Annotated in this window: 25 protein-coding genes, 1 tRNA gene and 1 pseudogene; 12 read left to right on the top strand and 15 right to left on the bottom strand. The window is 63.9% G+C overall.

The window, feature by feature from the left end; genetic code table 11:
• Positions 1-81 precede the first annotated feature (81 nt).
• Both mtaB and dapF read right to left on the bottom strand, forming a co-directional pair.
• Positions 82-1,344, bottom strand: a complete 1,263-nt coding sequence (mtaB, locus tag BMI87_RS14235) for a tRNA (N(6)-L-threonylcarbamoyladenosine(37)-C(2))-methylthiotransferase MtaB (protein WP_078522279.1) — start codon at positions 1,342-1,344, stop codon at positions 82-84.
• Positions 1,341-2,177 carry a diaminopimelate epimerase gene (gene dapF, locus BMI87_RS14230; protein WP_078522278.1) on the bottom strand — a complete coding sequence of 279 codons (837 nt, stop codon included), beginning with the start codon at positions 2,175-2,177 and terminating at the stop codon, positions 1,341-1,343. Before dapF ends, mtaB begins: the two co-directional genes overlap by 4 nt.
• A 106-nt stretch (positions 2,178-2,283) precedes the next feature.
• Between dapF and BMI87_RS14225 the strand changes: the two genes are divergently transcribed.
• Positions 2,284-2,359 (top strand) — tRNA-Lys (locus BMI87_RS14225).
• A 76-nt stretch (positions 2,360-2,435) separates the two neighbouring features.
• Here the strand turns inward: BMI87_RS14225 and fliP are convergent.
• Genes fliP through fliF form a run of 4 tightly spaced genes read right to left on the bottom strand, consistent with a single transcriptional unit; the run spans position 2,436 to position 5,706 of the window.
• Positions 2,436-3,212, bottom strand: coding sequence for a flagellar type III secretion system pore protein FliP (fliP, locus tag BMI87_RS14220; RefSeq protein WP_168175218.1), 777 nt, complete (start codon positions 3,210-3,212; stop codon positions 2,436-2,438).
• Between the two features lies 1 nt (position 3,213).
• The gene (locus BMI87_RS14215; protein ID WP_078522277.1) at positions 3,214-3,492 is read right to left on the bottom strand and encodes a FliM/FliN family flagellar motor C-terminal domain-containing protein; all 279 of its coding nucleotides are present in this window, start codon (positions 3,490-3,492) and stop codon (positions 3,214-3,216) included.
• Positions 3,485-4,081, bottom strand: coding sequence for a hypothetical protein (locus BMI87_RS14210; RefSeq protein ID WP_078522276.1), 597 nt, complete (start codon positions 4,079-4,081; stop codon positions 3,485-3,487). Before BMI87_RS14210 ends, BMI87_RS14215 begins: the two co-directional genes overlap by 8 nt.
• The gene (fliF, locus tag BMI87_RS14205) at positions 4,081-5,706 is read right to left on the bottom strand and encodes a flagellar basal-body MS-ring/collar protein FliF (RefSeq protein ID WP_078522275.1); all 1,626 of its coding nucleotides are present in this window, start codon (positions 5,704-5,706) and stop codon (positions 4,081-4,083) included. Before fliF ends, BMI87_RS14210 begins: the two co-directional genes overlap by 1 nt.
• 122 nt (positions 5,707-5,828) lie before the next feature.
• Between fliF and fliL the strand changes: the two genes are divergently transcribed.
• From fliL to BMI87_RS14155, 10 genes are all read left to right on the top strand, one after another.
• Positions 5,829-6,320, top strand: a complete 492-nt coding sequence (fliL, locus tag BMI87_RS14200; protein WP_078522274.1) for a flagellar basal body-associated protein FliL — start codon at positions 5,829-5,831, stop codon at positions 6,318-6,320.
• Positions 6,321-6,331: 11 nt separating this feature from the next.
• On the top strand, positions 6,332-6,685 hold the full coding sequence (locus BMI87_RS14195; RefSeq protein ID WP_078522273.1) for a hypothetical protein: 354 nt from the start codon (positions 6,332-6,334) through the stop codon (positions 6,683-6,685).
• Entirely contained in the window at positions 6,682-7,284 is a 603-nt protein-coding gene (locus tag BMI87_RS14190; RefSeq protein WP_078522272.1) for a MotE family protein, read from the top strand. The genes BMI87_RS14195 and BMI87_RS14190 overlap by 4 nt, the downstream gene beginning before the upstream one ends.
• A gap of 77 nt (positions 7,285-7,361) precedes the next feature.
• Positions 7,362-8,231 carry a flagellar motor stator protein MotA gene (motA, locus tag BMI87_RS14185; protein WP_078522271.1) on the top strand — a complete coding sequence of 290 codons (870 nt, stop codon included), beginning with the start codon at positions 7,362-7,364 and terminating at the stop codon, positions 8,229-8,231.
• Entirely contained in the window at positions 8,228-10,537 is a 2,310-nt protein-coding gene (locus tag BMI87_RS14180; protein WP_078522270.1) for a hypothetical protein, read from the top strand. Before motA ends, BMI87_RS14180 begins: the two co-directional genes overlap by 4 nt.
• 84 nt (positions 10,538-10,621) lie before the next feature.
• Positions 10,622-11,368 carry a transglycosylase SLT domain-containing protein gene (locus BMI87_RS14175; protein ID WP_078522269.1) on the top strand — a complete coding sequence of 249 codons (747 nt, stop codon included), beginning with the start codon at positions 10,622-10,624 and terminating at the stop codon, positions 11,366-11,368.
• The gene (gene flhA, locus BMI87_RS14170; protein WP_078522268.1) at positions 11,368-13,452 is read left to right on the top strand and encodes a flagellar biosynthesis protein FlhA; all 2,085 of its coding nucleotides are present in this window, start codon (positions 11,368-11,370) and stop codon (positions 13,450-13,452) included. Before BMI87_RS14175 ends, flhA begins: the two co-directional genes overlap by 1 nt.
• Entirely contained in the window at positions 13,449-14,237 is a 789-nt protein-coding gene (locus tag BMI87_RS14165; RefSeq protein WP_078522267.1) for a flagellar biosynthetic protein FliR, read from the top strand. The genes flhA and BMI87_RS14165 overlap by 4 nt, the downstream gene beginning before the upstream one ends.
• Positions 14,234-15,325 (top strand): flagellar biosynthesis protein FlhB, encoded by a 1,092-nt coding sequence (locus tag BMI87_RS14160; RefSeq protein ID WP_078522266.1) that lies wholly within the window; start codon positions 14,234-14,236, stop codon positions 15,323-15,325. The genes BMI87_RS14165 and BMI87_RS14160 overlap by 4 nt, the downstream gene beginning before the upstream one ends.
• Positions 15,313-15,681 carry a hypothetical protein gene (locus BMI87_RS14155; protein ID WP_078522265.1) on the top strand — a complete coding sequence of 123 codons (369 nt, stop codon included), beginning with the start codon at positions 15,313-15,315 and terminating at the stop codon, positions 15,679-15,681. The genes BMI87_RS14160 and BMI87_RS14155 overlap by 13 nt, the downstream gene beginning before the upstream one ends.
• Before the next feature lie 42 nt (positions 15,682-15,723).
• Here the strand turns inward: BMI87_RS14155 and BMI87_RS14150 are convergent, their stop codons facing one another.
• From BMI87_RS14150 to BMI87_RS14115, 9 genes and pseudogenes are all read right to left on the bottom strand, one after another.
• Positions 15,724-16,257: a flagellar basal body-associated FliL family protein gene (locus tag BMI87_RS14150; RefSeq protein ID WP_078522264.1), complete on the bottom strand. Its 534-nt coding sequence runs from the start codon at positions 16,255-16,257 to the stop codon at positions 15,724-15,726.
• Between the two features lie 9 nt (positions 16,258-16,266).
• Positions 16,267-16,992 carry a flagellar basal body L-ring protein FlgH gene (flgH, locus tag BMI87_RS14145; RefSeq protein WP_078522408.1) on the bottom strand — a complete coding sequence of 242 codons (726 nt, stop codon included), beginning with the start codon at positions 16,990-16,992 and terminating at the stop codon, positions 16,267-16,269.
• Between the two features lie 10 nt (positions 16,993-17,002).
• A complete protein-coding gene (flgA, locus tag BMI87_RS14140) occupies positions 17,003-17,428 on the bottom strand; it encodes a flagellar basal body P-ring formation chaperone FlgA (RefSeq protein WP_078522263.1) in 426 nt (141 codons plus the stop codon).
• On the bottom strand, positions 17,428-18,213 hold the full coding sequence (flgG, locus tag BMI87_RS14135; protein WP_078522262.1) for a flagellar basal-body rod protein FlgG: 786 nt from the start codon (positions 18,211-18,213) through the stop codon (positions 17,428-17,430). Before flgG ends, flgA begins: the two co-directional genes overlap by 1 nt.
• Positions 18,214-18,228: 15 nt before the next feature.
• Positions 18,229-18,945, bottom strand: a complete 717-nt coding sequence (locus BMI87_RS14130; RefSeq protein ID WP_078522261.1) for a flagellar hook-basal body complex protein — start codon at positions 18,943-18,945, stop codon at positions 18,229-18,231.
• Between the two features lies 1 nt (position 18,946).
• Positions 18,947-19,213, bottom strand: a complete 267-nt coding sequence (locus BMI87_RS14125) for a flagellar biosynthetic protein FliQ (RefSeq protein WP_078522260.1) — start codon at positions 19,211-19,213, stop codon at positions 18,947-18,949.
• Entirely contained in the window at positions 19,213-19,494 is a 282-nt protein-coding gene (gene fliE, locus BMI87_RS14120; protein WP_371326889.1) for a flagellar hook-basal body complex protein FliE, read from the bottom strand. Before fliE ends, BMI87_RS14125 begins: the two co-directional genes overlap by 1 nt.
• Before the next feature lie 21 nt (positions 19,495-19,515).
• Positions 19,516-19,572 (bottom strand): annotated as a pseudogene (locus BMI87_RS23030) (hypothetical protein); the annotation flags it as partial.
• A gap of 44 nt (positions 19,573-19,616) precedes the next feature.
• Positions 19,617-20,003, bottom strand: a complete 387-nt coding sequence (locus BMI87_RS14115) for a FlgB family protein (protein WP_078522259.1) — start codon at positions 20,001-20,003, stop codon at positions 19,617-19,619.
• Positions 20,004-20,083: 80 nt separating this feature from the next.
• On the opposite strand from BMI87_RS14115, the gene BMI87_RS14110 reads away from it, so the two are divergent.
• Positions 20,084-21,409, top strand: coding sequence for a FliI/YscN family ATPase (locus tag BMI87_RS14110; protein WP_078522258.1), 1,326 nt, complete (start codon positions 20,084-20,086; stop codon positions 21,407-21,409).
• Position 21,410 lies beyond the last annotated feature (1 nt).

Below are 21,410 nucleotides of genomic sequence, written 5' to 3'. Positions count from 1 at the left end.
AGGCGCAACGCGCCGAGGGGGCGGCGCCCCCTCTTTCTCTGTAGATTGTCGCCCTCCGGCGACGGGGGGGCAGCGCCCCCTTTACCCCGCCAGCAACCGCGACCCGTCATGGCCGGTGATGCGCACGGTCATCAGCGTGCCTTCGGGCTGGTCGCTCTCGAATGCCACCTCGGCAAAGCCTTCGGTGCGCGCGACGCGCGGGGTTTCGGTCAGCACGAGCTGTTCGGTGCCGACCTGCGCGTCGAGATGGGCGGCCAGCGCGGCCTCGCCCTTCGCGCGCAGCCGGGCCGCGCGCTCCTTGACGATCGGGCCTTTCACGGCGGGCATCCGCGCGGCGGGCGTGCCCTTGCGCGCGGAATAGGGGAAGACATGCAGGAAGGTCAGCCCGCAATCATCGACGAGCCGCAGGGAGTTCTCGAACATCTCCTCGGTCTCGGTCGGGAAGCCCGCGATGATGTCCGCGCCGAAGACGATCCCGGGGCGCAGCTTGCGCGCTTCCTCGGTGAAGGCGATGGCGTCGTCGCGCAGGTGACGGCGCTTCATCCGCTTGAGGATCATGTCGTCGCCCGCCTGAAGGCTGAGATGCAGATGCGGCATCAGGCGCGGCTCGGTGGCGATCGCCAGCATCAGGTTCTCGTCGGCCTCGATCGAGTCGATGGACGAGATGCGCAGGCGCGGCAGGTCCGGCACGAGGCGCAGGATCCGCATCACCAGATCGCCCAGACGGGGCTCGCCCGGCAGGTCCGCGCCCCAGGAGGTCAGATCGACCCCGGTGAGGACGACCTCGTTGAAGCCGCGATCCACGAGGCGCTTGATCTGCTCGACCACGACGCCCGCCGGCACCGAGCGCGAATTGCCGCGCCCGAAGGGGATGATGCAGAAAGTGCAGCGGTGATCGCAGCCGTTTTGCACCTGCACATAGGCGCGATGGCGGCCGAACCCGTCGATCAGGTGACCGGCGGTCTCCTTCACCGACATGATGTCGTCGACCATCACGCGCTCCGTCTCGCCGATGAAATCGGGGCCTTGCGGGGCGAGCTGCGCCCAGGTGTCGGCCTGCATCTTCTCGTGATTGCCGATGATCTTGGTGACCTCGGGCATCGCCGCGAAAGTCTCGGGCTCGGTCTGCGCGGCGCAACCGGTCACGATCACCGGCACATCCGGATTCTCGCGCGCAAGACGGCGGATTTCCTGCTTGGCCTTGCGCACGGCCTCGGCGGTCACGGCGCAGGTATTGACGACCACGGCCCCTTCGAGCCCGGCGCCTGCAGCCAATTCCTTCATCGCCTCCGTCTCATAGGCATTGAGACGGCAGCCGAGAGTCGAGAAAACGGGCGGTTTCATATCGCGTCCAGAAAATCTTGGGTGAGGGTCGCATCGAAGACATGCGCGGTGGGGCCGGTCATCCAGACGCCGTCGTCGCGCCAGTCGATCTCCAGCTGGCCGCCATCGACATCGACGCGGACGCGCTTGCCGGTGAGCCCCCGCAGATGCGCGGCGACGGCGGTGGCACAGGTGCCCGAGCCGCAGGCCAGCGTGATGCCGGTGCCGCGCTCCCAGACGCGCATCCGCAGATGGTCGGGGCCGATCACGCTTGCGAATTCGACATTGGTGCGCTCGGGGAACAGGGGATCATGCTCGATCACCGGGCCTTGGCGATCCACCTCGACCGCCTCGGCATCGTCCACGAAGAAGACGCAATGCGGGTTGCCCATGCCGACCGCGATCGGGTCGCCGCCAAGCGGCAGATGCGCCGGATCGATCCCGGGCAGAATCGGAATTTGCGCCGCTTCGAGAATCGGCGCGCCCATATTGACCGAGACCATCCCGTCATCGCGCCGCACCGCGGCAAGCTGGCCCCGTTCGGTCAGGAGCGTGACATCGGTCCGGTCGAGCTGACGCATCATGTAATCGCTCACGCAGCGAGTCGCATTCCCGCAAGCGCCGGCCCGCGTACCGTCGGAATTCCAGAATTCGAGCGTGAAATCAGCCCCTTGCGCCGGGCGGATCACGGCAAGCTGGTCAAATCCCACACCGCGGTGCCGATCTCCGAGCGCACGCGCGAGCGCAGGCGTAACCGGATCGTCGCCCTCGCGGGCGTCGATCATGACGAAGTCATTGCCGAGCCCATGCATCTTCATGAAGGGCAGTCCGCTCTGTGTGCGCTTTGTATTCATGGCGCGCGATATACGCCCGCGCCAAGGTTTTTTCCAGATGTGCAATTTTTGTGAATTTTATGCCTTGACCCCCCCGGCGGGGGTTTGTAGAGACGCGCCCTGTGATGGGCCGTTAGCTCAGTTGGTAGAGCAACTGACTTTTAATCAGTGGGTCGCAGGTTCGAATCCTGCACGGCTCACCATCACCCTCAGAAACCCGGGCTTCAGCCCGGGTTTTTGCGTTTCTGGGCCCGCGGTTATGCGGGCCAACCTCCGGCGTCAGAAATAACTGCGTACCAAGGCCCCCGAGAGCAGCACCCAGCCGTCGGCTACCACGAAAAAGGCGAGCTTGAAGGGAAGCGCCACGACCGCGGGCGGCACCATCATCATCCCCATCGACATCAGGACCGCCGAGACGACGAGGTCGATGATCAGAAACGGCAGGTAAACGAGGAAGCCGATCTGGAAGGCGCGGGTGACTTCGGACAGCATGAAGGACGGCACGAGGGTCGAGAGCGGCGCGCCTTCCAGACTTTCCGGTGCGGGCGTGCCGCTGCGCAGCTCGGCCAAAGCCGCGAACGTGTCGGGATTCGTGCGTCCGGCCATGAAGGTGCGGAAAGGCTCGATCCCCTTGGCGAAAGCCTCGTGCCAGTCGATCGCGCCGTCGATCAGGGGCTGGCCCGCGACGCGCCAACTCTCAAGGAAGACCGGCTCCATGATGAACCATGTCAGGAACAGTGCGAGGCTGATGATCAGCATATTCGGCGGTGACTGCTGCAACCCGAGGGCTTGGCGCAGAATCGACAGCACCGTGACGATGAACGGAAAGGCCGTGACCATGATCGCGAGCCCGGGCGCGAGGCTGAGCAGTGTGATCGCCGCAATGATCAGCAAGGAGCGGCCCGCGAGGCTGTCGCCCTCCCCGGCCGAGAGCGTAATGTCCTGAGCCTGCGCGGGCAGCGCCGCAAGCGTTAAGGTTAATGCCCCGAGCAGGACGAGCCAAAGCGCTGGCAGGCACATCTTGGCGGCGCCGGGAGAGATCGGGCGGGGGCGCATCTCACAATCCGTTTTGCAGATCGGCCACCTCGGTAAGCCGCACCGCAAGCTGTCCGTCGCTGCCGTCGATCTCGGTCAGTTCGCCGCGCGCGATCAGCTTATCCCCGACATACAGCTCCACCGGATCCTCCACTTTCCGGTCGAGCGGCAGCACGGCGTCGCGCTTCAGGCGCAGCAAATCGCGCACCAACGGGCGGGCCTTGCCGACCGAGATGGTGATCTCGATCGGAACCTGCGTGAAGGGATTGGCGGTCGAAGCGTCCGGCGCGGTCTCATTCATCGGGCTTGTCCTTCGCGGTGGCGGTGAAATAGGTCGTGACCGCGCGCGAAATGGCGGCGATGACGGCGTCGAGATCGACGCGGGTCTCGGTATCGGCGAAGCGCAGATAGACTTGGCCTTCGCCAAGGCTGGGCTCTGCCGCGAAAACGAGCGGCAAGTCTGCACGTTGCGCGAGCGCCTCTTGAATCTGCGGCAATGCGGTCGGGTTGCCGACCACCGTGATCGGCGTCGCGCAGAGATCCTCGGCGATCGGTATCAATTGCTCGGCCACGACGGGGCCAAGCGACGCACGCGCAAGCTCGGGCAACAGCTTGCCGCAGATCTCGACCAGAAGCGGCTCGAGCGCGTCGAGCATGTGCTGGCGCGCTTCGTGATAGGTGAAGCCCAGCGCCTGCAGGTTGCGCCCCAGATCGGCGTGAAGCCGCGCGGTTTCGGCATTTTGCGCGGCAACGGCATCGTCCCACCCGGCCTGATATCCGGTCTCGAAAGAGGCCAGCTTGGCCTCTTCCAACTCGGCCGGCGCGAGCGCGATTTCACCCGCCTCTGCCGAGTTCGGCTCAAAGGATTCCAGTTTCAGCCTTTGCCCCATCATGTTTTCTCCGACGGCTCTTCCATCCAGCTACGCAGGATTTCGACGGTTTCCGCCTGCCGCTCCTCAATCATCTTCTTCAATCGGTCGACGGGATCGGCGGGTCGGTCGAGGTCGAAATCCGCCTGTGTCGCCATCGGCAGGTCACCGAGGTCGAAATCGGACACCAGCTGCATGTTCATGTCCGGCATGTCTCCGTCGTCGATCTCACCGGTGAGCGCCGTCGACGCCGTGGCGCCCTCCTCCGAGGCGCTGGGCGCGGGCAACTCCGCCGCGCCTGCACGTGATTTCTGCAGCAGGATCGGGCGCGCGACGAAAAGACCAAGCACGAGCGCGACGATCGCAAGGACCGCGATCTGGATGATCTGCGTCAGATCGAGCGCCATGCTGTCGATGAAGCCGGGCCCTGCGACGGTTCCCGCGTCTGGCAGCGCCTCGAACTGCATCGACCGCAGGGTGATCACGTCGCCACGCGCCTCGTCGAACCCGACCGCCGAGGCGACGAGTTCGCGCAGATCGGCCAGTTCGGCATCGCTGCGTGGTTCCCAGCTTGGCGTTCCATCCGGGTTGGTCCCGCGCACCCCATCGACGAGCACGGCCACGCTGAGCCGCTTGAGTGCGCCGGGCGCGCGCAGCAATTCGCGGCGCGTCTCCGACACCTCGAAATTGGTGCGCGCGCGGGTCTCGCTCGTACGGCTTTGCGATTTTCCGGTCTCGCCGGTGCCGTTATCGGGCAGATTCGAGGCCACGGTCGTTGCCGGTGGCGTGGTCGAGTCGGAGGTCTTCGAGGTCTCCGACGTATCGGTGGAAATCGCCACGCGCCCCTCCGGATCGAAGCGCCTTTCGGTGATCGCCTCGCGCTCTGTCGCGGTGTCGAGCGCCACTTCGACAACGACGTTTCCGGCCCCCACACGCGCCTCGAGCAGCCGTTCGACATTCTGCTTCAACGCTTGCGCGCGATCTTCCCCGCTGCCGGGCAGCGCGGGATTGTCGTTAAAGGGGATGAGCCCCCGCGCCGAGTCGATCACCGAGACATCTTCGGGCGTCATACCGGTCACCGCCGAGGCCACCAGATAGCGCACCGCCTTCGCCTGCGCGCCACTCAAGCCCCCGAGCGTCGGCGTGATCGTCACCGACGCGGTCGGCTCGGGCGTCCCGCGAAACGGCATATTCGTCGGATGCGCGATATGCACCCGTGCCGATCGGATCGACGGCACGGCGGCGATCGTTCGCGCCAATTCCCCCTCTTTCGCGCGCCAATAGGCCGCGTCGAACATCTGCGAGGTCGTGCCGAAACCCGACAGCGAATCGAGCAGTTCATAGCCCGCCCCGCCGCTTGCGGGCAGACCTTGCGAGGCAAGCGTCATACGCAATTCGTCGCGCTGCGGCGCCGCGACGAAAATCGAATCGCCACGCACCTCATAGGCCACACCGCGCTGTTCGAGCGCCGAGATCACCTCCCCCGATTCCGCACTGCCAAGCCCCGCGTAAAGCAACGCAAACGTCGGCTTCGACGCGATCGACCCGATGGCGAAAACCGTGGCGATCATGGCGATCACCCCAAAAACTGCGGCGAGTTTCCTGCGCATATCCAAGCCGGCCCAAGTGTCGATGAGTTGCTGCAAGACGAACCTCCAGAGAGCGGGCGTTCTACCCGAGCGTCGCAGGCACCTTCCCTTAATGCGATTAACAATCGGTTAGTCCGACTCGGGTATTCCAAGTCTCGAACCGCAACAGCGAGGCCCCCATGACGGACGCCACTGCAGAGGCCGAAGAGCCACCCAAGAAAAAGTCCAAGCTGATGCTCGTGATCGGTCTCGTGCTCATGCTTCTTCTGGGCGGCGGGGGCTTCTATGCGGTCTATTCGGGGCTGATTCTCGCGCCTCCGGACACGGCGCACGGCGCCGCCGGGCCGGAGACGCACACACCCGAGGCGCTTCCCGATATCGCCTATGTCGCACTCGAACCGCTCGCGATCACGCTGAGCGGGGCATCCGCGCGCCACCTCCGGTTCGCGGCCGAGCTTGAGGTACCCAGCGCCTATCAACATGACGTGGAGCTTTTGAAGCCGCGCGTGATGGACGTGCTGAACGGGTATTTGCGCGCGGTCGATGTCAGCCTTCTGGAGGATCCAAGCGCGATGATGCGCCTGCGCGCGCAGATGTTGCGGCGGGTGCAACTGGTCACCGGAGACGGACGCGTGCGCGACCTTCTGGTCATCGAATTCGTGCTGAACTAAGGGAGAGAGCAATGCAATTCCTTGCCGAAATCACATCCGGACTCGCGGCCATGGCGGCCGCGATTTATTGCTTCGTGCTCGCGCGCAGGCTCAAGCGGTTCAATCAGCTGGAGACCGGGATGGGCGGGGCGATCGCCGTGCTGTCCGCACAGGTCGATGACATGACACGCGCGCTCGAGCGGGCGCAGGCGACCGCGGGCACATCCGAGCGGCAATTGCGCGCCCTGACGGAACGCGCGGAAGCAGGCGCAGAGAAGCTCGAACTGCTTCTGGCCTCGCTGCACGATCTGCCCGAAGACGGCGAACCGCGCCGCCGTGTGCTGCGCCGACGGCATCGGGAAACGGATATGGAGGCGGCGCAATGAGCCGTCTGCCCAAGCGCAAACCCGGCCGTCGAAAATCCCGCCCGGGCCGCGGTGCGCTCTGGATCATCGCAGCGCTTTTCGTCCTGTCCGGTGGATTGCAGCTTGCGCAATTCGGAGCCTGGGCGCGCGAGGCGACCGGCCCCGCGCATGAAACCGAAGCGGCGAAACCGGAAGACGATTGCATCGACGACGCGGGGTTCATGGCAATGCTTGCAGATCTCAAGGTGCGAGAGGCGAAACTCGTCGAACAGGAGGGGCTGCTCAGCGACCGCCGCAATGCGCTCGCTCTCGCGGAAACCCGGTTGGAAGCGCGGCTGAATGATCTCGTTGCGGCGGAAGAGGCACTGTCCAAGACCGTGGCCGTGGCAGATGGCGCGGCCGAGAAAGATGTCGGAAAGCTCGTCGCCCTTTACGAGAACATGAAGCCGAAACAGGCCGCCCCGCTTTTCGCCGAAATGGACCCGAATTTCGCCGCAGGTTTTCTCGCACGGATGCGCCCCGCTGCTGCAGCCGCGGTTATGGAAAGCCTCGAGCCGAAAACGGCCTACGCGATCAGCGTCCTGATGGCGGGTCGCAACGCAGGCGCGCCCCGCGACTGAGCGGGACGTTAAGGGTCTTGGGCATTTCTTAAACCGAATCATTCAAAGTCGCCCAAGAGAAACGGAAGGGGCTTTCCATGATCGGCATCATCGGCATCGTGATCATCTTCGCGATGGTTTTCGGCGGCTATGTCGCGGCGGGCGGAAAGATGGGGATCATCCTGAAATCCCTACCCTTCGAGATGATCATGATCGGCGGCGCCGCCGTCGGCGCCTTCGTTCTGTCGAACGACATGGCCTCGATCAAGCACACGCTGAAGGATGTCGGAAAGGTTTTCAAAGGACCGAAATGGAAGCCCGACGACTACCGCGATCTTCTTTGCCTGTTGTTCGAACTGATCCGGCTTGCCCGTCAGAACCCCGTCGCGATCGAAGAGCATATCGAAGACCCGGAGAGTTCTTCGATTTTCGGGAAGTATCCGAAAATCCTGCACGATCACGAGGCGATCGACATCATCTGCGATACGATGCGATCGGCCTCGATGAATTACGACGACCCCATGCAAGTGGAAGAGGTGCTCGATAAGCAGCTCGAGGCGAATTACCACCACGCCATGCATTCGAGCCACGCGATGCAGTCCGTTGCCGACGCGATGCCCGCGCTCGGGATCGTCGCGGCGGTGCTCGGGGTCATCAAGACCATGGGGTCGATCGACCAGCCCCCCGAAATTCTCGGCAAGATGATCGGGGGCGCGCTTGTCGGGACCTTTCTCGGCGTGTTCCTCGCCTACGGGTTCATCGCCCCCTTTGCGAGCCGGATGAAGGGGGTGATCGACGAAGACAGCCACTTCTACAAACTGATCCGCGAGGTGTTGATCGCCAACCTGCACAATCACGCAACCAATATCTGCATCGAGGTCGGTCGCCAGAACACGCCCCACCACATTCGCCCAAGCTTCTCCGACCTCGAGGAGGCCTTGAAGTCGGTGAAATCGGAGGCGGCATGAGGTTCTGGATCGCGCTTCTTTTGCTGCTGCCCTTCACTCCGGCTTATGCCACGCCAATTCCGGTTAAATCGGGCGAGCATGACGGCTTTTCCCGCCTCGTGGTCTATCTACCCGCATCGGCCAGTCGGGCTCTTGCTCCCGTAGATGGAGGTTTTCGCCTCGCGACCGACGCACCAGATCCGCAATATGCGCTTAAGAACGTGTTCGAGTTGATCCCGCGTGACAGGTTGAAAGCGCTCATGGCTGAGCCCGATGGCACGCTGATTCTGAAACTCGCACCCGGAATCGTTCCCGAAACCTTTACTCTCGAAAGCGGTGCATTCGTCATCGACCTCAAGGATGCCCCCCCAGCTCAAGCCGCGCTGGCGTCAGCTGCGGCAGTGCGCGATCGGGCCAAATCTTCGCCAACGAATGCGCCGCGGCCATCCTCCCCGCCCCGGCTTAGAACCGTTCAGCCCGTCGCGATTGGACGGGACTATCTCGACCTCTTCTGGCAGCCGCCGCATATGCGCGAAACCACCGCTGCGCCGGTGACGATTTTGGATAGCGCGCCTAAACCGCAAATCCCGCCGAAACCGGATCCGCGACTTGATGGCATTGAAGAGAGCCTCTTACGCCAGATTTCGCGGGCGGCATCGCAGGGGCTCGTCTCGGCTCAGGTGAAGCCTTCGAAGTCCCAGCCCTCTAGGAGCGGGCAACAAGTAAACTCTCCGGCAAGCGAGACGCCCACGGAGAGCGCCGACGATCCGATGGGTCCACCCGCGCCGACACTGCCGCCGCATCTCGCCGTCGATTCGATGACCGTGATCGATCGAGATCATCTCGTCACGCCACCCCAGACGCAACTGGAGGTATCCGAATGCCCTCCCGATCGATATTTCGACCTCGCGAGCTGGATCGACGAGCGCCCGGCCTTCGCGCAGATCAGCGATGCACGCCGTGATCTTTTGGGTGAATTCGACGTCCCCAACCCGCGTAAGGTGATGGCTTTGGCAAGGCTATACATCGCCTTCGGCTTCGGGACGGAGTCCCGCGCGCTTTTGCGCGACATGGGCAACGATGGTCCTAGCAAAGATGCTCTGCTCTTTGTCGGATCGGTTCTCGATCAGGACCCTGCCGCCGCCGCATCGCCGCTCGCGCGGCTCACAGATTGCGATGGTGCGGTCGCGCTATGGGCTTTCCTTGCATCAGACCCGCCGCCCGAAAAACGAGATGTCGAATTCGCCGCGCTCCGCCGAAATTTCGAAGCACTTCCGGCGGATCTGCGACGGTCTCTGGCACCAAACCTTGTGGCTCGGCTCACGCAGATTGGGGCAGCGGATGTGGCGCGGTCTCTCGAACCTGCGGTCAGCCGAATAACCACGGAGGATCGAACTGCGCTTGATACAGTGGAGGCGGAAATCCAAGCGAAAGAAGCGGATCCACAAGCTTTGGGTAACCTTGAGGCGCTTTCGAAGACGAATTCAGAGCAAGGGTTGCGCGCGTTAATCTTGTGGCTCAACGGCCAGATCGATGCGGGAGGAGAGGTCGATCCGGCAGCTCTCGCCAATGCTGAGGCGCTCGCCTTCGAACTCGCCAAAGCGCCAGAGGCACCGGAGCTGCGCCGCATCGCTGCGATCGGACACGCCGCGAATTCCGAATTCCCTAAAGCCTTTGAGATTTATGCCGATGCGACCACGATCGCGGACCCAAACGGCACGCTCGCGGCAATATTCACACGGTTGGTTGGTCAAGCCAGCGACGCTGTCTTCCTTCGAACCCTCTATGACGAATTACCGCTTGCCGAGGAAGTCGCGCAGATACCGGACCTGCGACAAGAATTGGCCGGACGCGCAATCTCTCTGGGAATGCCGGCCGTCGCCGTGCGCCTCCTCGGCAAGGCCGCGCCATTAACGGAGCACGACAAAACGCTGCTCGCTCGGGCTGCGCTTCTTGAAATGGACCCTGCAGCTGCCCTCGCCCATCTGAAAGACCTCGGCGGCCAGCAAGTCGAGCGACTCCGGGCGGAGGTTTTATCCCGGCTTGGTCGACACGACGACGCGCGCGCCGCCTACCTTCGCGCGGGCAATCCAGAAGATGCGCGCGCACAATCCTGGCATAAGGGCGACTGGTCATACCTGGAGACCTCGACCGATGCGGTGGAGAAGCAGTTTTTGGAAACCTTCGGTGCGGCGCCTTCGCCTGGGACGGAGGTCCAAGGCGGCCCGATCACTCAGGCGCGCAGCCTCTTGGAGCGAAGCCAAGCCGAGCGAGAAACGTTGTCGAAAATGCTCGACCGTCTTGCCTTGCCGTCCGCACAGGAATGACGCGCCGAAACGGCGCAAACGGTTTCTAAATCTTTGGCCGCTAGGTCTGGATTTGCAAGAATTGCACTGCAAAGGGAAGATCCCATGCCTTGGTTTCGGCGGGCTCTGTATGTTCTCTGTCTAACCCTCGTTCCGTTATCCGCGGCGGGGCAACCCCAGCTATGCGAGGCCGCCGCGAAGCAAGCCTCGCGCGAAAGCGGCGTTCCTTATGCGGTGCTCATGGCGATCTCGCTAAATGAGACCGGACGAAAAGGCGCGGGTGGCTTCGAGCCGTGGCCATGGACCGTGAATATGGAAGGCGCTGGGCATTGGTTCGACAACCGGGACTTGGCGCTCGCTTACGTTTTCAAGGAATTCAAACGCGGCGCGCGAAGCTTCGACGTCGGATGTTTCCAGATCAATTTCAAATGGCACGGGCAGCATTTTTCATCGATCGAAGACATGTTCGACCCGTTGGAAAACGCCCGATATGCGGCGCAATTTCTGAAATCGCTCTACGCGGAAAGCGGTGACTGGAAGACGGCGGCGGGCGCCTATCACTCGCGAACGCTCGAGCACGCGAACAGCTATTCGACACGCTTTGCCCGATTTTACGCGAAACTCGAAGGCAGAAGCGGCCCGAAAGACGTGATGACCACTTCCGCTGCCGCGGCCAGTCCATTGCCTGATATTCCCGACATCGTGCTGGCACAAAGCGGGTCCCAAGCACAACGCCGAGAAAACGGCTACCCGCTTCTGCTCAGGTCGAAAGACGCAGAGCCGCCCCGGCCGGGCGGTGCCCCCGGCGCCTCCCTGTTCGCGCGTGCCGGGCGGAAAGCGCGAGGGATGTGATGGCGACCCCGCTCGTGCAACGCGCGTTTCAGCCAACGATCCTGCTGGCGCTCGCGCTGATGGCGGTCATCGCGATGATGATCCTTCCGGTGCCCTCCTGGATCCTCGACATCGGTCTCGCCACCTCTTTCGCCCTCGCGATCCTGATCTTCACCGTCACCCTTTTCATCGAACGTCCGCTCGATTTTTCCGCCTTTCCGACCATTCTCCTTGCAACGCTCATGCTGCGGCTATCGCTCAACGTCACCTCGACGAAACTCATTATCGGAAACGGGCATACGGGTACGGGTGCGGCGGGCGGCGTCATCGAAGGGTTCGCGAATTTCATCATGAGCGGCTCGGTCCTGATCGGGCTGGTCGTGTTCTGCGTGATCCTGATCGTGAATTTCATCGTGATCACCAAAGGTGCGGGGCGCATGGCCGAGGTCGGCGCGCGCTTCGCGCTCGACGCGATGCCGGGTAAGCAGCTTGCGATCGACAGCGACATGAACGCGGGCGCGATCGACCATGCCGAAGCGCGAGAGCGGCGCGAACGCGAGCAGGCGGAAACCACCTTTTTCGGCTCGCTCGACGGGGCATCCAAATTCGTCAAAGGAGACGCGGTTGCCGGGCTGTTAATCACGATGCTCAACCTCGTGGTCGGTCTGCTTATCGGCACCGTCGTGCATGGAATGCCGCTCGATCGCGCGCTCGAGACCTATGCGATTCTTACGGTCGGCGACGGCCTCGTCAGCCAGATACCGGCGGTCATCATCTCGATCGCAGCGGCCATTTTGCTATCGCGCGGCGGGGCGAAAGGCTCCACCGATCTGGAGTTTTTCCGCCAGCTTGGTAAATATCCGGCCGCCCTGACCACCGTTGCGGTCTTGATGGCGCTTTTCGGTCTCGTGCCGGGCCTCCCCTTCGTGCCTTTCACCGCAGGGGCCGCCATCCTCGGCACGGCGGCCTATATGCTGCGGCGCGCCGAACGGGCGCGCGCCCGGCGCGAAGCGATGAAAATGCCCGCGCCGGAGACCGGACCGAAGCAGAAATCGATGGGTGACGTACTCGACATCGACGATATCCATGTCGAGTTCGCCCCGAATCTGGTCAAGATGGCGCTCGATCCGGCGACGGGTCTGGACGCGCGCATATCCAACATGCGCAATCACGTCGCGGCGAATTTCGGATTGATCCTCCCTGAAATTCGGCTGACCGACGACGCCACTTTGCCGCCCGGTCATTACCGCATCCGCGTTCAGGGGGTGGAGCAGGCGCGCGATCGGCTGATGCCGGAGCATGTTCTTGCGCTGATCGCGGACAATCGCGAATTCCTTCCAGACGGCGAAGAAGTGCGCGAACCGGTGTTCCACGCGCCCGCGCTTTGGGTGCCCGCCCATCAGCAGGAAGACGCGGCGCTCGCCGGCTCGACGGTGGTCGGGCCGACGGAGGTGCTCGCGACGCATCTTCTCGAAGTGATCAAGGCGAATTTCTCGCGGCTGATGACGTTGCGGGCGCTGAGGCGGCTGCTCGACGAAGTCGCGAACCTCTCCGATCCGACGCGCGCACAAGCCAATCGACGCGTTCTCGACGAGCTCATTCCCGACAAGGTGCCAATCGATCTTCTGCTTTCGGTGTTAAGGCTACTGCTCGATGAACGGGTCTCGATCCGCAACCTTTTGCTGATCGTCGAGGCCATCTCGGAGGCGCGCCACCTGCAAAGCCCCGAGCAGATCTGCGAACATGTACGGCAACGCCTCGGCTTCCAGCTCGTTGCCGATCTGCGTCGCGAGGACGGCACGATCCCCCTGATCCAACTGGCCCCCGATTGGGAGGAACGCTTCGGAAAATACACGATCGGGGGCGAGGCGGGCAGTGATGTCGCCTTGCCACCTGATCTGTTCAACAAGCTGGCGGCGAATATCGCAGAGAAACTCGCCGGGGCGGCCCAAGCGGGGACGTTCCCGGCACTGGTCTCTTCAGGGCGCAGGCGGCGGTTTTTGCGTACGGTCATCAACGCGAAAGGGCTGAACGCGCCGGTCCTGAGCTACGAAGAAATCGGCCTCGAGGCGCGGCCCGCGATGGTCGGACAGGTCCCCGCATGAGCCCGTCGCTTCTCGATCTGCTCAGCGAGATCCTGCAACAAGCACGAAGCTTTTTGTTCTTAGGCTTCATTGTCTTGCTGCGGGTAGGCGGGATTGTCGCCATGGCCCCGGGCTTTGGCGAGACGAGCCTGCCGGCGCGGATCAAGACGGGGGTCGCCCTCGCGATAACCTTGGTGACGGTTCCGGCACTCGCGCCGACGCTCTCCAGTTTCGACCAGGGGATGGCTTTGCCGCTCTGGCTCGCCTCGGAAATCGCGATCGGCCTCTTTCTTGGCTTCGGATTGCGCGCCTTTGTCTTCGCTCTGCAAATCGCGGGCACAATGGCGGCGCAGTCGAGTTCGCTCTCGCAGCTGCTCGGCGGAATGGGCGGAGAGCCGCAACCCGCGATCGGGAACCTGCTGCTGATCGCCGGTATCGCGGTGCTGATGAGCCTCGGGTTTCACGTCCAGCTCATCGAGTTTCTGATCGGCACCTATCAGGTGTTACCGGTGGGCGAATGGCCCGATCCGGATGCGCTGCGGCGCTGGGGCGTCTCGGGTGTCGCGCATGCGTTTTCGCTCGCCTTCAAGCTCGCCGCCCCCTTCGCGGTCACCGGGCTGATCTACAACGTCGCGCTTGGCGCGATTAACCGAGCCATGCCGCAGCTGATGGTGGCGTTCGTCGGCGCCCCGGCACTCACGGCAGGCGGGCTGATCCTGCTTGCACTATGTGCGCCCACCGCCATTGCGATCTGGCGCGAGGCGGTCATGGCCTTCCTCGGCAACCCGTTCGGAGCCGTGCGATGAGCGAAGACGAAGCCGGCGAAAAGGAATTCGATCCAACCCCGCAGAAGTTGGAGGAAGCACGGCGCAAGGGCGATCTGGTGCGCTCGACCGAGATTTCCGTGGCCGCCGTCTATGGCAGTTTTCTCGCGACACTGCTCGGCCTGGGTATCTACAGCGTGACGCGGTTCGGCAGTGGGGCGATGGCGATGCTGGATCGCGCCGATGAGATGGCCGCGCAGTTTCTTGGTGGCGGGACGGCCCTGGGCGGACGGATTATCGGCACGCTGCTCCTGCCGCTCGCGCCGTTTTTCGTGGTGCCGATGATCGCCGCGCTCGTCGCCTACTGGGCACAACGCGCGATCGTGGTCGCGCCCGACAAGATCCAGCCAAAGCTCAGCCGAATCAATCCGCTGAAGAATGCTGCGCAGAAATTCGGACGCAGCGGGCTGTTCGAATTCGCCAAGAGCGCGACGAAACTCGCGGTGATCGCGACGATTCTTTTCATTTACCTCAGGGCGCGCGCCGATCTGATTTTGCTCACGCAGCGCCTCGAAACGGTGCAGATCGTGGGGCTGCTGTTTCGGATGATCGCCGAGTTTCTGATGATCGTCACTGCCCTCGCCGCCACGATGGGCGCGATCGACTATCTTTGGCAGCGGTCCGAATTCCTGCGCCGCAACCGGATGACGCGCAAGGAATTGACCGACGAAATGAAACAATCCGAAGGCGATCCTCATCTGAAGGCACAGAGACGTCAGAAGGGGATGGAGCTTGCGATGCGGCAATCGGTTCCCGACACCGCCAAGGCCGATGTCGTGATCGTCAACCCGACCCATTACGCGGTCGCGCTGAAGTGGGATCGCGCCTCGGGTCGTGCACCGGTCTGCCTGTCGAAAGGGGTCGATGCGATCGCGGCGCGGATCCGCGAGATCGCGGCGGAAAATGCGGTGCCCGTGCATTCGGACCCGCCGACCGCGCGGGCGCTGTTCGCGGCGATCGAGATCGGCGAGGAAATCCGACCGGAGCATTACAAACCCGTCGCCGCCGCAATCCGCTTTGCGGAGAAGATGCGCAAGGCGGCCCGCGGAGGTGCAGCATGGCGCAAATGAGCAAATTGCAGGTAAAGCGGCTGGCGGCACTCGCCCGATTGACCCGTATGCAGCGGGAGGCGGAGCTTGCAGAGCTCGCACGGCTGAACGCCCGGGCGCGTGCGCTCGATGCGCGAATTGCCAGCCTACAGGCAGAGGAGCGGTCGACCCGGGAGACGCTCGCGCAGGACCCCGCCTCCGGGCAACACACTCTCGCCTATCTGCGCTACCTGTCGCTGGAAGACACGCGGCTACGCGCCGCGCGGAAGGAGCTCGACCCCGCGCTTGCTGCGCAGCATGGCGCAACCGCGCGCGCGGTGGGCCGCCATGACGTTGTCACGAAACTTGGTCACCCGAAACGAGGCGCGCCGCGCTGAGGCACGCGACTTCTAGTCTCTCGCAGAGCTCACGGACCGGGCCTAGCTGTCCTGACGCACGATATCGGAGACCAGCACCGCAAGGACACCGGGACCTAGAATGCTGCGCGCGGTCTCGGTCAGGGCCCGGCGCAAGCGCGACATGTTCGCGGAATCCGTGAACAGGCCCTGAAATCCCCCCGTATTCGCGTGATCGAACAGCACCTGCAGGAACGCATCGCGCAGTTTCGGCTCGGCGCGGTAGACGGCCTCGGTCTCACCGACCTTCACCTCGAGGCTGAGCGACAGGATCACCATGCCGGAGATGCGCGACTCGGTTACCAGCGGCACGATGAACTGGTTGTTGAGCTTGACGAATTCGGAGGTGACATCGCCCTCGTCTCCATGGTCGGCGGCGGCCGGGTTCCCATGAGCCTCTGGTGCGGCGCCGTGATCTCCTTCCGCTGCCCCCTCCGCAGCGACCGGGTCGGTGGGATGTTCTGCGGGCGGAGGAGCTGGGCGCAGGAAATACCCGGTCGCACCGCCACCGGCGAGGCCGATCAGACCGAGGAGAAGCGGGAGAAGTTTACCAAGCATTTCGGAACCTCAGAAGGGCAGGAGAATATCGGCGATCTGCTGGCCGTAGCGCGGTTGCTGCACATCGGTGATCTGCCCGCGCCCGCCATAGGAAATCCGCGCGCCAGCGATCTTGTCATAGGTGATCTCGTTCTGGCGGCTCACATCGGCGGGGCGCACGAAACCGGTGACAATCAGCTCGCGCACCTCGAAATTCACGCGCACCTCCTGGCTGCCCTGAATGCGCAACACACCATTCGGGAGCGTCTCGATGATCGTTGCGGCCACGCGCAGGGTCAGTTTCTCGTTGCGCGACACCTGCCCGTCGCCGGAATAGGTCGAATTCGAATTGGTCGAGACAGCGTCGGCCATGCTCGCCCCGGCGGGCAGGCGCTTGTCGATCCGCTGCGGAATGCCGAGCATCGAGGTCACCCCCATCGTGTCGGACCCGCTGCGCGAGCGACCCGTCGAATTCGAGATTTCGGCCTTATCGTTAATCTCAATCACGACGGTGAGGATATCGCCGCGTTTGGCGGCGCGTGGGTCGCCCAAAAGCGAGTTGCGCGCACCGGACCAAAGAGAGGCTTCTTGTTCGGGGCTGCGCGCCTCTGTCGTGACGGACAGCGGCGAGGAGGCCATGGCGTAGAACTCGTTGCCGCCTTCGACCGGCGTAAATCCGGGCGCCTTACCGACCTGCTCGAGCCGCCCGCAGGCGATGAGCGTGATCGACAACAGCAACAGGGCAGGAGATTTCATCGCGAATTCCTCATGGGGCAACATGGGCAGTTCCGTCAGCGCCAAGCGTCGCGGAGACCACGGTTTTCGAAGCGGCGTTCATCACGCGGATCGTCTCTCCGATGCCGGCGCGATCGAGCGCGCGGCCTTCGGTTCGAATCTCCAACGAGCCGCGGCTGAACAGGAGCGGGATGATCTGATTGCGCTCGACAATGGCGGGCTGCCCCAGATCGCGGGCTCGAATTGGGCGACCGGCATAGATCACCCCACGCGTCTCGAGGCCGATCGCGTCCTCCGGCCCGGTCAACGCCCCGGCCATCTCGCCCGGTTGCAGCCCGACATCTGCGGGGGCGACGATCGTCCGGGCGCGCATGGTGTGCAGCGCGACGAGCGTGTCCGCCAAGGCGTGGCCCGGCAAAAGACCGGATCCCGCAATCAGGATCGCCCGTCCCAGCATCAGCGCACCTGCGTCGTCGCGCCAAGCATCTGATCGGCGGCGGAAATGACCTTCGCGTTCAGCTCGTAGCCGCGCTGCGCCTTGATCAGCTCGGTGATCTCGCGCACCGGATCGACCGAGCTCTCCTCCAGATAGCCCTGCCGCAGCGTGCCCAACTCATCCGCGCCGGGCGTATTCACATTGGGCGGCCCCGATGCCCCGGTTTCCAGAAACAGGTTCGACCCGATCGCCTCCAGCCCCTTCTGGTTCGAGAAATTCGCCAAGGTGAACTGCCCCAGAAGCTGCGGCGCGACCTGATCGGCGAAATAGGCATAGACCTCGCCCTCCGCGTTGATTGCAACGGCGCGCGCGTCGTTCGGAATGGTCATATCGGGCACGACCGGGTAGCCGTCAGAGGTCACGATCTGGCCAGTCCCATTGCGCTTGAGCCCACCGTCGCGCGTGTAGGCGGAGATGCCAGAGGGCAGCGTCACCTCGAGATAGCCATTGCCGTCGATCGCGAGGTCCAGATCGCCGCCCGTCGCGCTGAGCGAGCCTTGCGCGATGTTGACCGTCACGGCAGTCGGGCGCACGCCGAGGCCAAGCTGCACCCCGGCGGGGATGGTCGTGCCATCGGTCGCGTTGATCGTGCCGGGGCGGGTCATCTGCTGGTAATGCAGATCGGCGAACTCGGCGCGGCGCGCGTTGTAGCCAGTGGTCGACATGTTCGCGAGGTTGTTGGAAATCACCTCGACGCGCATCTGCTGCGCGCTCATGCCGGTGGCTGCGATCTGAAGAGCTCTCATGTCATGGGCCTCCTGTTAGCGGGCGAGCGTCTGGATGACGCCGCGCATTCGTTCGTCTTCGCGTTCGAGAAAGGCCTGGCCCATCTCATAGGCGCGCTGGACCTCGATCATGCGCGCAATCTCGGTGATCGGATCGACGTTACTGTCTTCGAGAAACCCCTGCATCAGAACCGCGCCCTCCACCGGTTCGGCCCCGGCCTCCGCGGTGAAGCGGGTGCCGCCGACATGGCGCAATTCATTGGGATCGGTGGGAAGGTAGACGCCGACCTGCGCGATCGGCTGGCCGTTGTTCGAAAGTGTGCCATCGGCGGCGAGCGCGACCGAAGTCGCCCCCGAGGGGATCGCGACCGGGGTGCCACCGGAATCGAGCAGCCGGTACCCGTCGGGCGTGAGCAACTCGCCTTCAGCCGAGGGGACAAAACTGCCAGCCCGCGTAAGCTGATTGCCCTGCGGGGTCTCGATCATGAAGAACCCCTCGCCTTCGATCGCGAAATCAAAGGTGCCGCCTGTCTGGGTCAGCCCGCCTTGGCTTCGATCGATCAGACGACCATGCGCCCGCGCCATCGAAAGCGAAGGTTCGTTGCCCTCCAACCCCGAGAGATATTCGGAGAAGATCACGCCCTCGCGCCGAAAGCCGGTGGTCGAGACATTCGCGATATTGTTCGCGACAGTCCGCATTTCGTGCATCAGGCCGGATTGCCGCGTGAGGGTGGTATAGATCGCGTTATCCATCTTAGCCCCCGGCGACGATCGGCAGGATGGTGCGGGTGAAGAACTCCACCAGCTTTTCCGACATGAAACTCATCGACACCCAGAACACGACGAGCATCGCGCCCACTTTAGGCACGAAGGTCAGCGTCATTTCCTGCACCGAGGTCAGTGCCTGAAAGAGGCCGATCGTGACCCCCGCGACCAGCGCGACCGACAGGAGCGGCGCCGCGATCAGCACGGCGATCCACAAGCCCTGCCGGAGCGTGTCGAAGAAAATCGCGTCCTGCATCAGACCGGCATCCTGAGAATTTCCTGATAGGCCTCGACGACCTTGTTGCGGACCGTCACCGCCGCCTCGATCGCGAGTTCCGTCTGGGCGAGCGCCTGCACCAGCGCATGCGGATCAGCCTGTCCCGCCATCGCGGCTTTGGCAGTGTCTTCGCCCGCCTTGACCGCATCGACGAATGAGTTCGCCGCCTGTTCGAAAAGGGAGCCCGGCCCGGAACCGCCCGCTTCCGTGACCTCTCCGGTCGGGGCGCCATCTGAGACGACCTTCTCGAAAGGCGCGATCTTGCGGTGATATCCGGGCGTATCGGCATTCGCGATGTTCTCGGAGCTTTGCCGAAGCCGCATCGCCTGCGCCTTCATGCCCGAGGCGGACAGCGCCATGGATTGGGTGAAATCGCTCATCTTCAGCCCCTCCCGAGCGAACTGCGCAGGATGTTGAGCGAAGAGCGGTAGATCGCGAGCGACAGGTCATGCTCGCGTTTCACCTCGACCGAGCGGACCATCTCTTCTTCCAGCGAGACCGAATTGCCGTCGGGCGAAGTGACACCGGGGGAGGCGATCACCTCGGGCGCGGTGGTGATCGTTGCCGAGGCGTCGATGTGACCGGACCGCGTCGCCCTCAGAGCACCGCCACCCTCGCTGCGATAGAGGTCTTCGAAAGCCGGCAGGTCACGCGCCGCATAGCCGGGCGTGTCCGCGTTGGCGATATTCTCCGCAACCGCGTTCTGGCGGGCTGCGGCGTGGGTGGCCATCGCACTGGCCATTTTCATGATCTCAATCTTCTCGAACATCGGGGCTTCTCCTCCGAGCTATCAACCAAGCTTTAAGAGCGAATCGTTTAGAAAACGTTTCGAGAACATCGGAGGCCAGAATGGCATTTGCGGGATTCGACCTGTTGCGCGCCGAAATGCGCGGTATCGCCAGCGCCCATGCGGTCGGGCGCGTGCGCGAGGTGCGGCGCGGGATGATCGAGGTCAGCGGTCTGGCCCGTTCGGCGGCCCTCGGCGACCGCGCGACGATTCGCTGTCAAAGCGGGCGCGAGATCGGCGCGGAAGTTCTGTCGCTGACGCGCGGGGCGGTCACGGTGCTGCCCGACGGCGCCGCCGATGGCGTGGCGATCGACGACGAGGTGGAGCTGCTCGGTCAGGGCGGGATCGCCCCGCATGACAGCTGGGTCGGACGGATCATCGACCCGTTCGGAAAACCGCTCGACGGGCAACCGCTGATCCACGGCGCGCGCGAGCGCGAATTGCGCGCAAGCCCTCCGCCTGCCGCCCAGCGCAAGCGGTTGGGCGGCAGGTTGGAGACTTCACTCGCCGCCTTCGATACGATGCTACCTTTGGTCCAAGGCCAAAGGGTCGGCCTTTTCGCGGGATCGGGCGTCGGGAAATCCTCGCTATTGGCGAGTTTCGCGCGCGGGGTCTCTGCCGATATCGTCGTCATCGCGCTGATCGGCGAACGCGGCCGGGAGTTGCGGGAATTCGTCGAAAAAACGCTTGGCCCGGAGGGGATGGCCCGCGCGGTGATCGTCGCCGCAACCTCGGATCAGTCGCCGCTGGTGCGCCGTCGCTGCGCCTGGGCCGCGATGGCCGTGGCCGAGCATTTCCGCGATGCGGGCCAGCATGTGCTGTTCCTCGCCGACTCGATCACGCGCTTTGCCGAAGCCCATCGTGAGGTCGCTTTGGCCGGGGGCGAACCTGCCTCGCTGCGCGGCTATCCGCCCTCGACCTCCTATCAGATCATGGCCTTGGGCGAGCGCGCGGGCCCCGGCGCCGAGGGGCAGGGCGACATCACCGGCGTGTTCTCGGTTCTGGTGGCCGGGTCCGATATGGACGAGCCGATCGCCGATATCCTGCGCGGCGTGCTCGACGGGCATGTGGTGCTGGAGCGCGAGATCGCGGAGCGTGGGCGCTTCCCGGCGATCAATATGCTGCGTTCGGTCTCGCGCTCGCTGCCCGACGCGGCGGATCCCGAGGAAAACCGGCTGATTGGCAAGGCGCGCAGCCTGCTTGGCGCCTATGACCGGGCCGAGATGATGATTCAGGCGGGGCTCTATGCGGAAGGCTCGGACCCGCGCATCGACGCGGCGATCAAGGTCTGGCCCGAGCTGGATGCCTTCATTGCCGAACCCGCCCCCGACGGCATCGCGGGCAGTTTCGCGCGGCTGCGCACAATCCTGTCGCAGGCGCCGGGCTAGG

The organism is Thioclava sp. F28-4 (assembly GCF_002020045.1).
Taxonomy (GTDB): Bacteria; Pseudomonadota; Alphaproteobacteria; order Rhodobacterales; family Rhodobacteraceae; genus Thioclava; species Thioclava sediminum.
The sequence above is the reverse complement of the archived record's forward strand: the minus strand, read 5'-3'. Positions and strand labels throughout refer to the sequence as shown.

What these genes read in the sequence shown, in the direction of transcription:
- BMI87_RS14130 (WP_078522261.1), bottom strand. Translation starts at nt 18,945, where the DNA reads ATGGATAACGCGATCTATACCACCCTCACGCGGCAATCCGGCCTGATG.
- BMI87_RS14175 (WP_078522269.1), top strand. Translation starts at nt 10,622, where the DNA reads ATGCCTTGGTTTCGGCGGGCTCTGTATGTTCTCTGTCTAACCCTCGTT.
- BMI87_RS14115 (WP_078522259.1), bottom strand. Translation starts at nt 20,003, where the DNA reads ATGTTCGAGAAGATTGAGATCATGAAAATGGCCAGTGCGATGGCCACC.
- BMI87_RS14210 (WP_078522276.1), bottom strand. Translation starts at nt 4,081, where the DNA reads ATGGGGCAAAGGCTGAAACTGGAATCCTTTGAGCCGAACTCGGCAGAG.
- BMI87_RS14195 (WP_078522273.1), top strand. Translation starts at nt 6,332, where the DNA reads ATGCAATTCCTTGCCGAAATCACATCCGGACTCGCGGCCATGGCGGCC.
- BMI87_RS14165 (WP_078522267.1), top strand. Translation starts at nt 13,449, where the DNA reads ATGAGCCCGTCGCTTCTCGATCTGCTCAGCGAGATCCTGCAACAAGCA.
- BMI87_RS14215 (WP_078522277.1), bottom strand. Translation starts at nt 3,492, where the DNA reads ATGAATGAGACCGCGCCGGACGCTTCGACCGCCAATCCCTTCACGCAG.
- BMI87_RS14155 (WP_078522265.1), top strand. Translation starts at nt 15,313, where the DNA reads ATGGCGCAAATGAGCAAATTGCAGGTAAAGCGGCTGGCGGCACTCGCC.
- flgA (WP_078522263.1), bottom strand. Translation starts at nt 17,428, where the DNA reads ATGCTGGGACGGGCGATCCTGATTGCGGGATCCGGTCTTTTGCCGGGC.
- fliL (WP_078522274.1), top strand. Translation starts at nt 5,829, where the DNA reads ATGACGGACGCCACTGCAGAGGCCGAAGAGCCACCCAAGAAAAAGTCC.
- BMI87_RS14150 (WP_078522264.1), bottom strand. Translation starts at nt 16,257, where the DNA reads ATGCTTGGTAAACTTCTCCCGCTTCTCCTCGGTCTGATCGGCCTCGCC.
- motA (WP_078522271.1), top strand. Translation starts at nt 7,362, where the DNA reads ATGATCGGCATCATCGGCATCGTGATCATCTTCGCGATGGTTTTCGGC.
- flhA (WP_078522268.1), top strand. Translation starts at nt 11,368, where the DNA reads ATGGCGACCCCGCTCGTGCAACGCGCGTTTCAGCCAACGATCCTGCTG.
- BMI87_RS14190 (WP_078522272.1), top strand. Translation starts at nt 6,682, where the DNA reads ATGAGCCGTCTGCCCAAGCGCAAACCCGGCCGTCGAAAATCCCGCCCG.
- fliP (WP_168175218.1), bottom strand. Translation starts at nt 3,212, where the DNA reads ATGCGCCCCCGCCCGATCTCTCCCGGCGCCGCCAAGATGTGCCTGCCA.
- mtaB (WP_078522279.1), bottom strand. Translation starts at nt 1,344, where the DNA reads ATGAAACCGCCCGTTTTCTCGACTCTCGGCTGCCGTCTCAATGCCTAT.
- dapF (WP_078522278.1), bottom strand. Translation starts at nt 2,177, where the DNA reads ATGAATACAAAGCGCACACAGAGCGGACTGCCCTTCATGAAGATGCAT.
- BMI87_RS14180 (WP_078522270.1), top strand. Translation starts at nt 8,228, where the DNA reads ATGAGGTTCTGGATCGCGCTTCTTTTGCTGCTGCCCTTCACTCCGGCT.
- flgH (WP_078522408.1), bottom strand. Translation starts at nt 16,992, where the DNA reads ATGAAATCTCCTGCCCTGTTGCTGTTGTCGATCACGCTCATCGCCTGC.
- BMI87_RS14160 (WP_078522266.1), top strand. Translation starts at nt 14,234, where the DNA reads ATGAGCGAAGACGAAGCCGGCGAAAAGGAATTCGATCCAACCCCGCAG.
- BMI87_RS14110 (WP_078522258.1), top strand. Translation starts at nt 20,084, where the DNA reads ATGGCATTTGCGGGATTCGACCTGTTGCGCGCCGAAATGCGCGGTATC.
- flgG (WP_078522262.1), bottom strand. Translation starts at nt 18,213, where the DNA reads ATGAGAGCTCTTCAGATCGCAGCCACCGGCATGAGCGCGCAGCAGATG.
- BMI87_RS14125 (WP_078522260.1), bottom strand. Translation starts at nt 19,213, where the DNA reads ATGCAGGACGCGATTTTCTTCGACACGCTCCGGCAGGGCTTGTGGATC.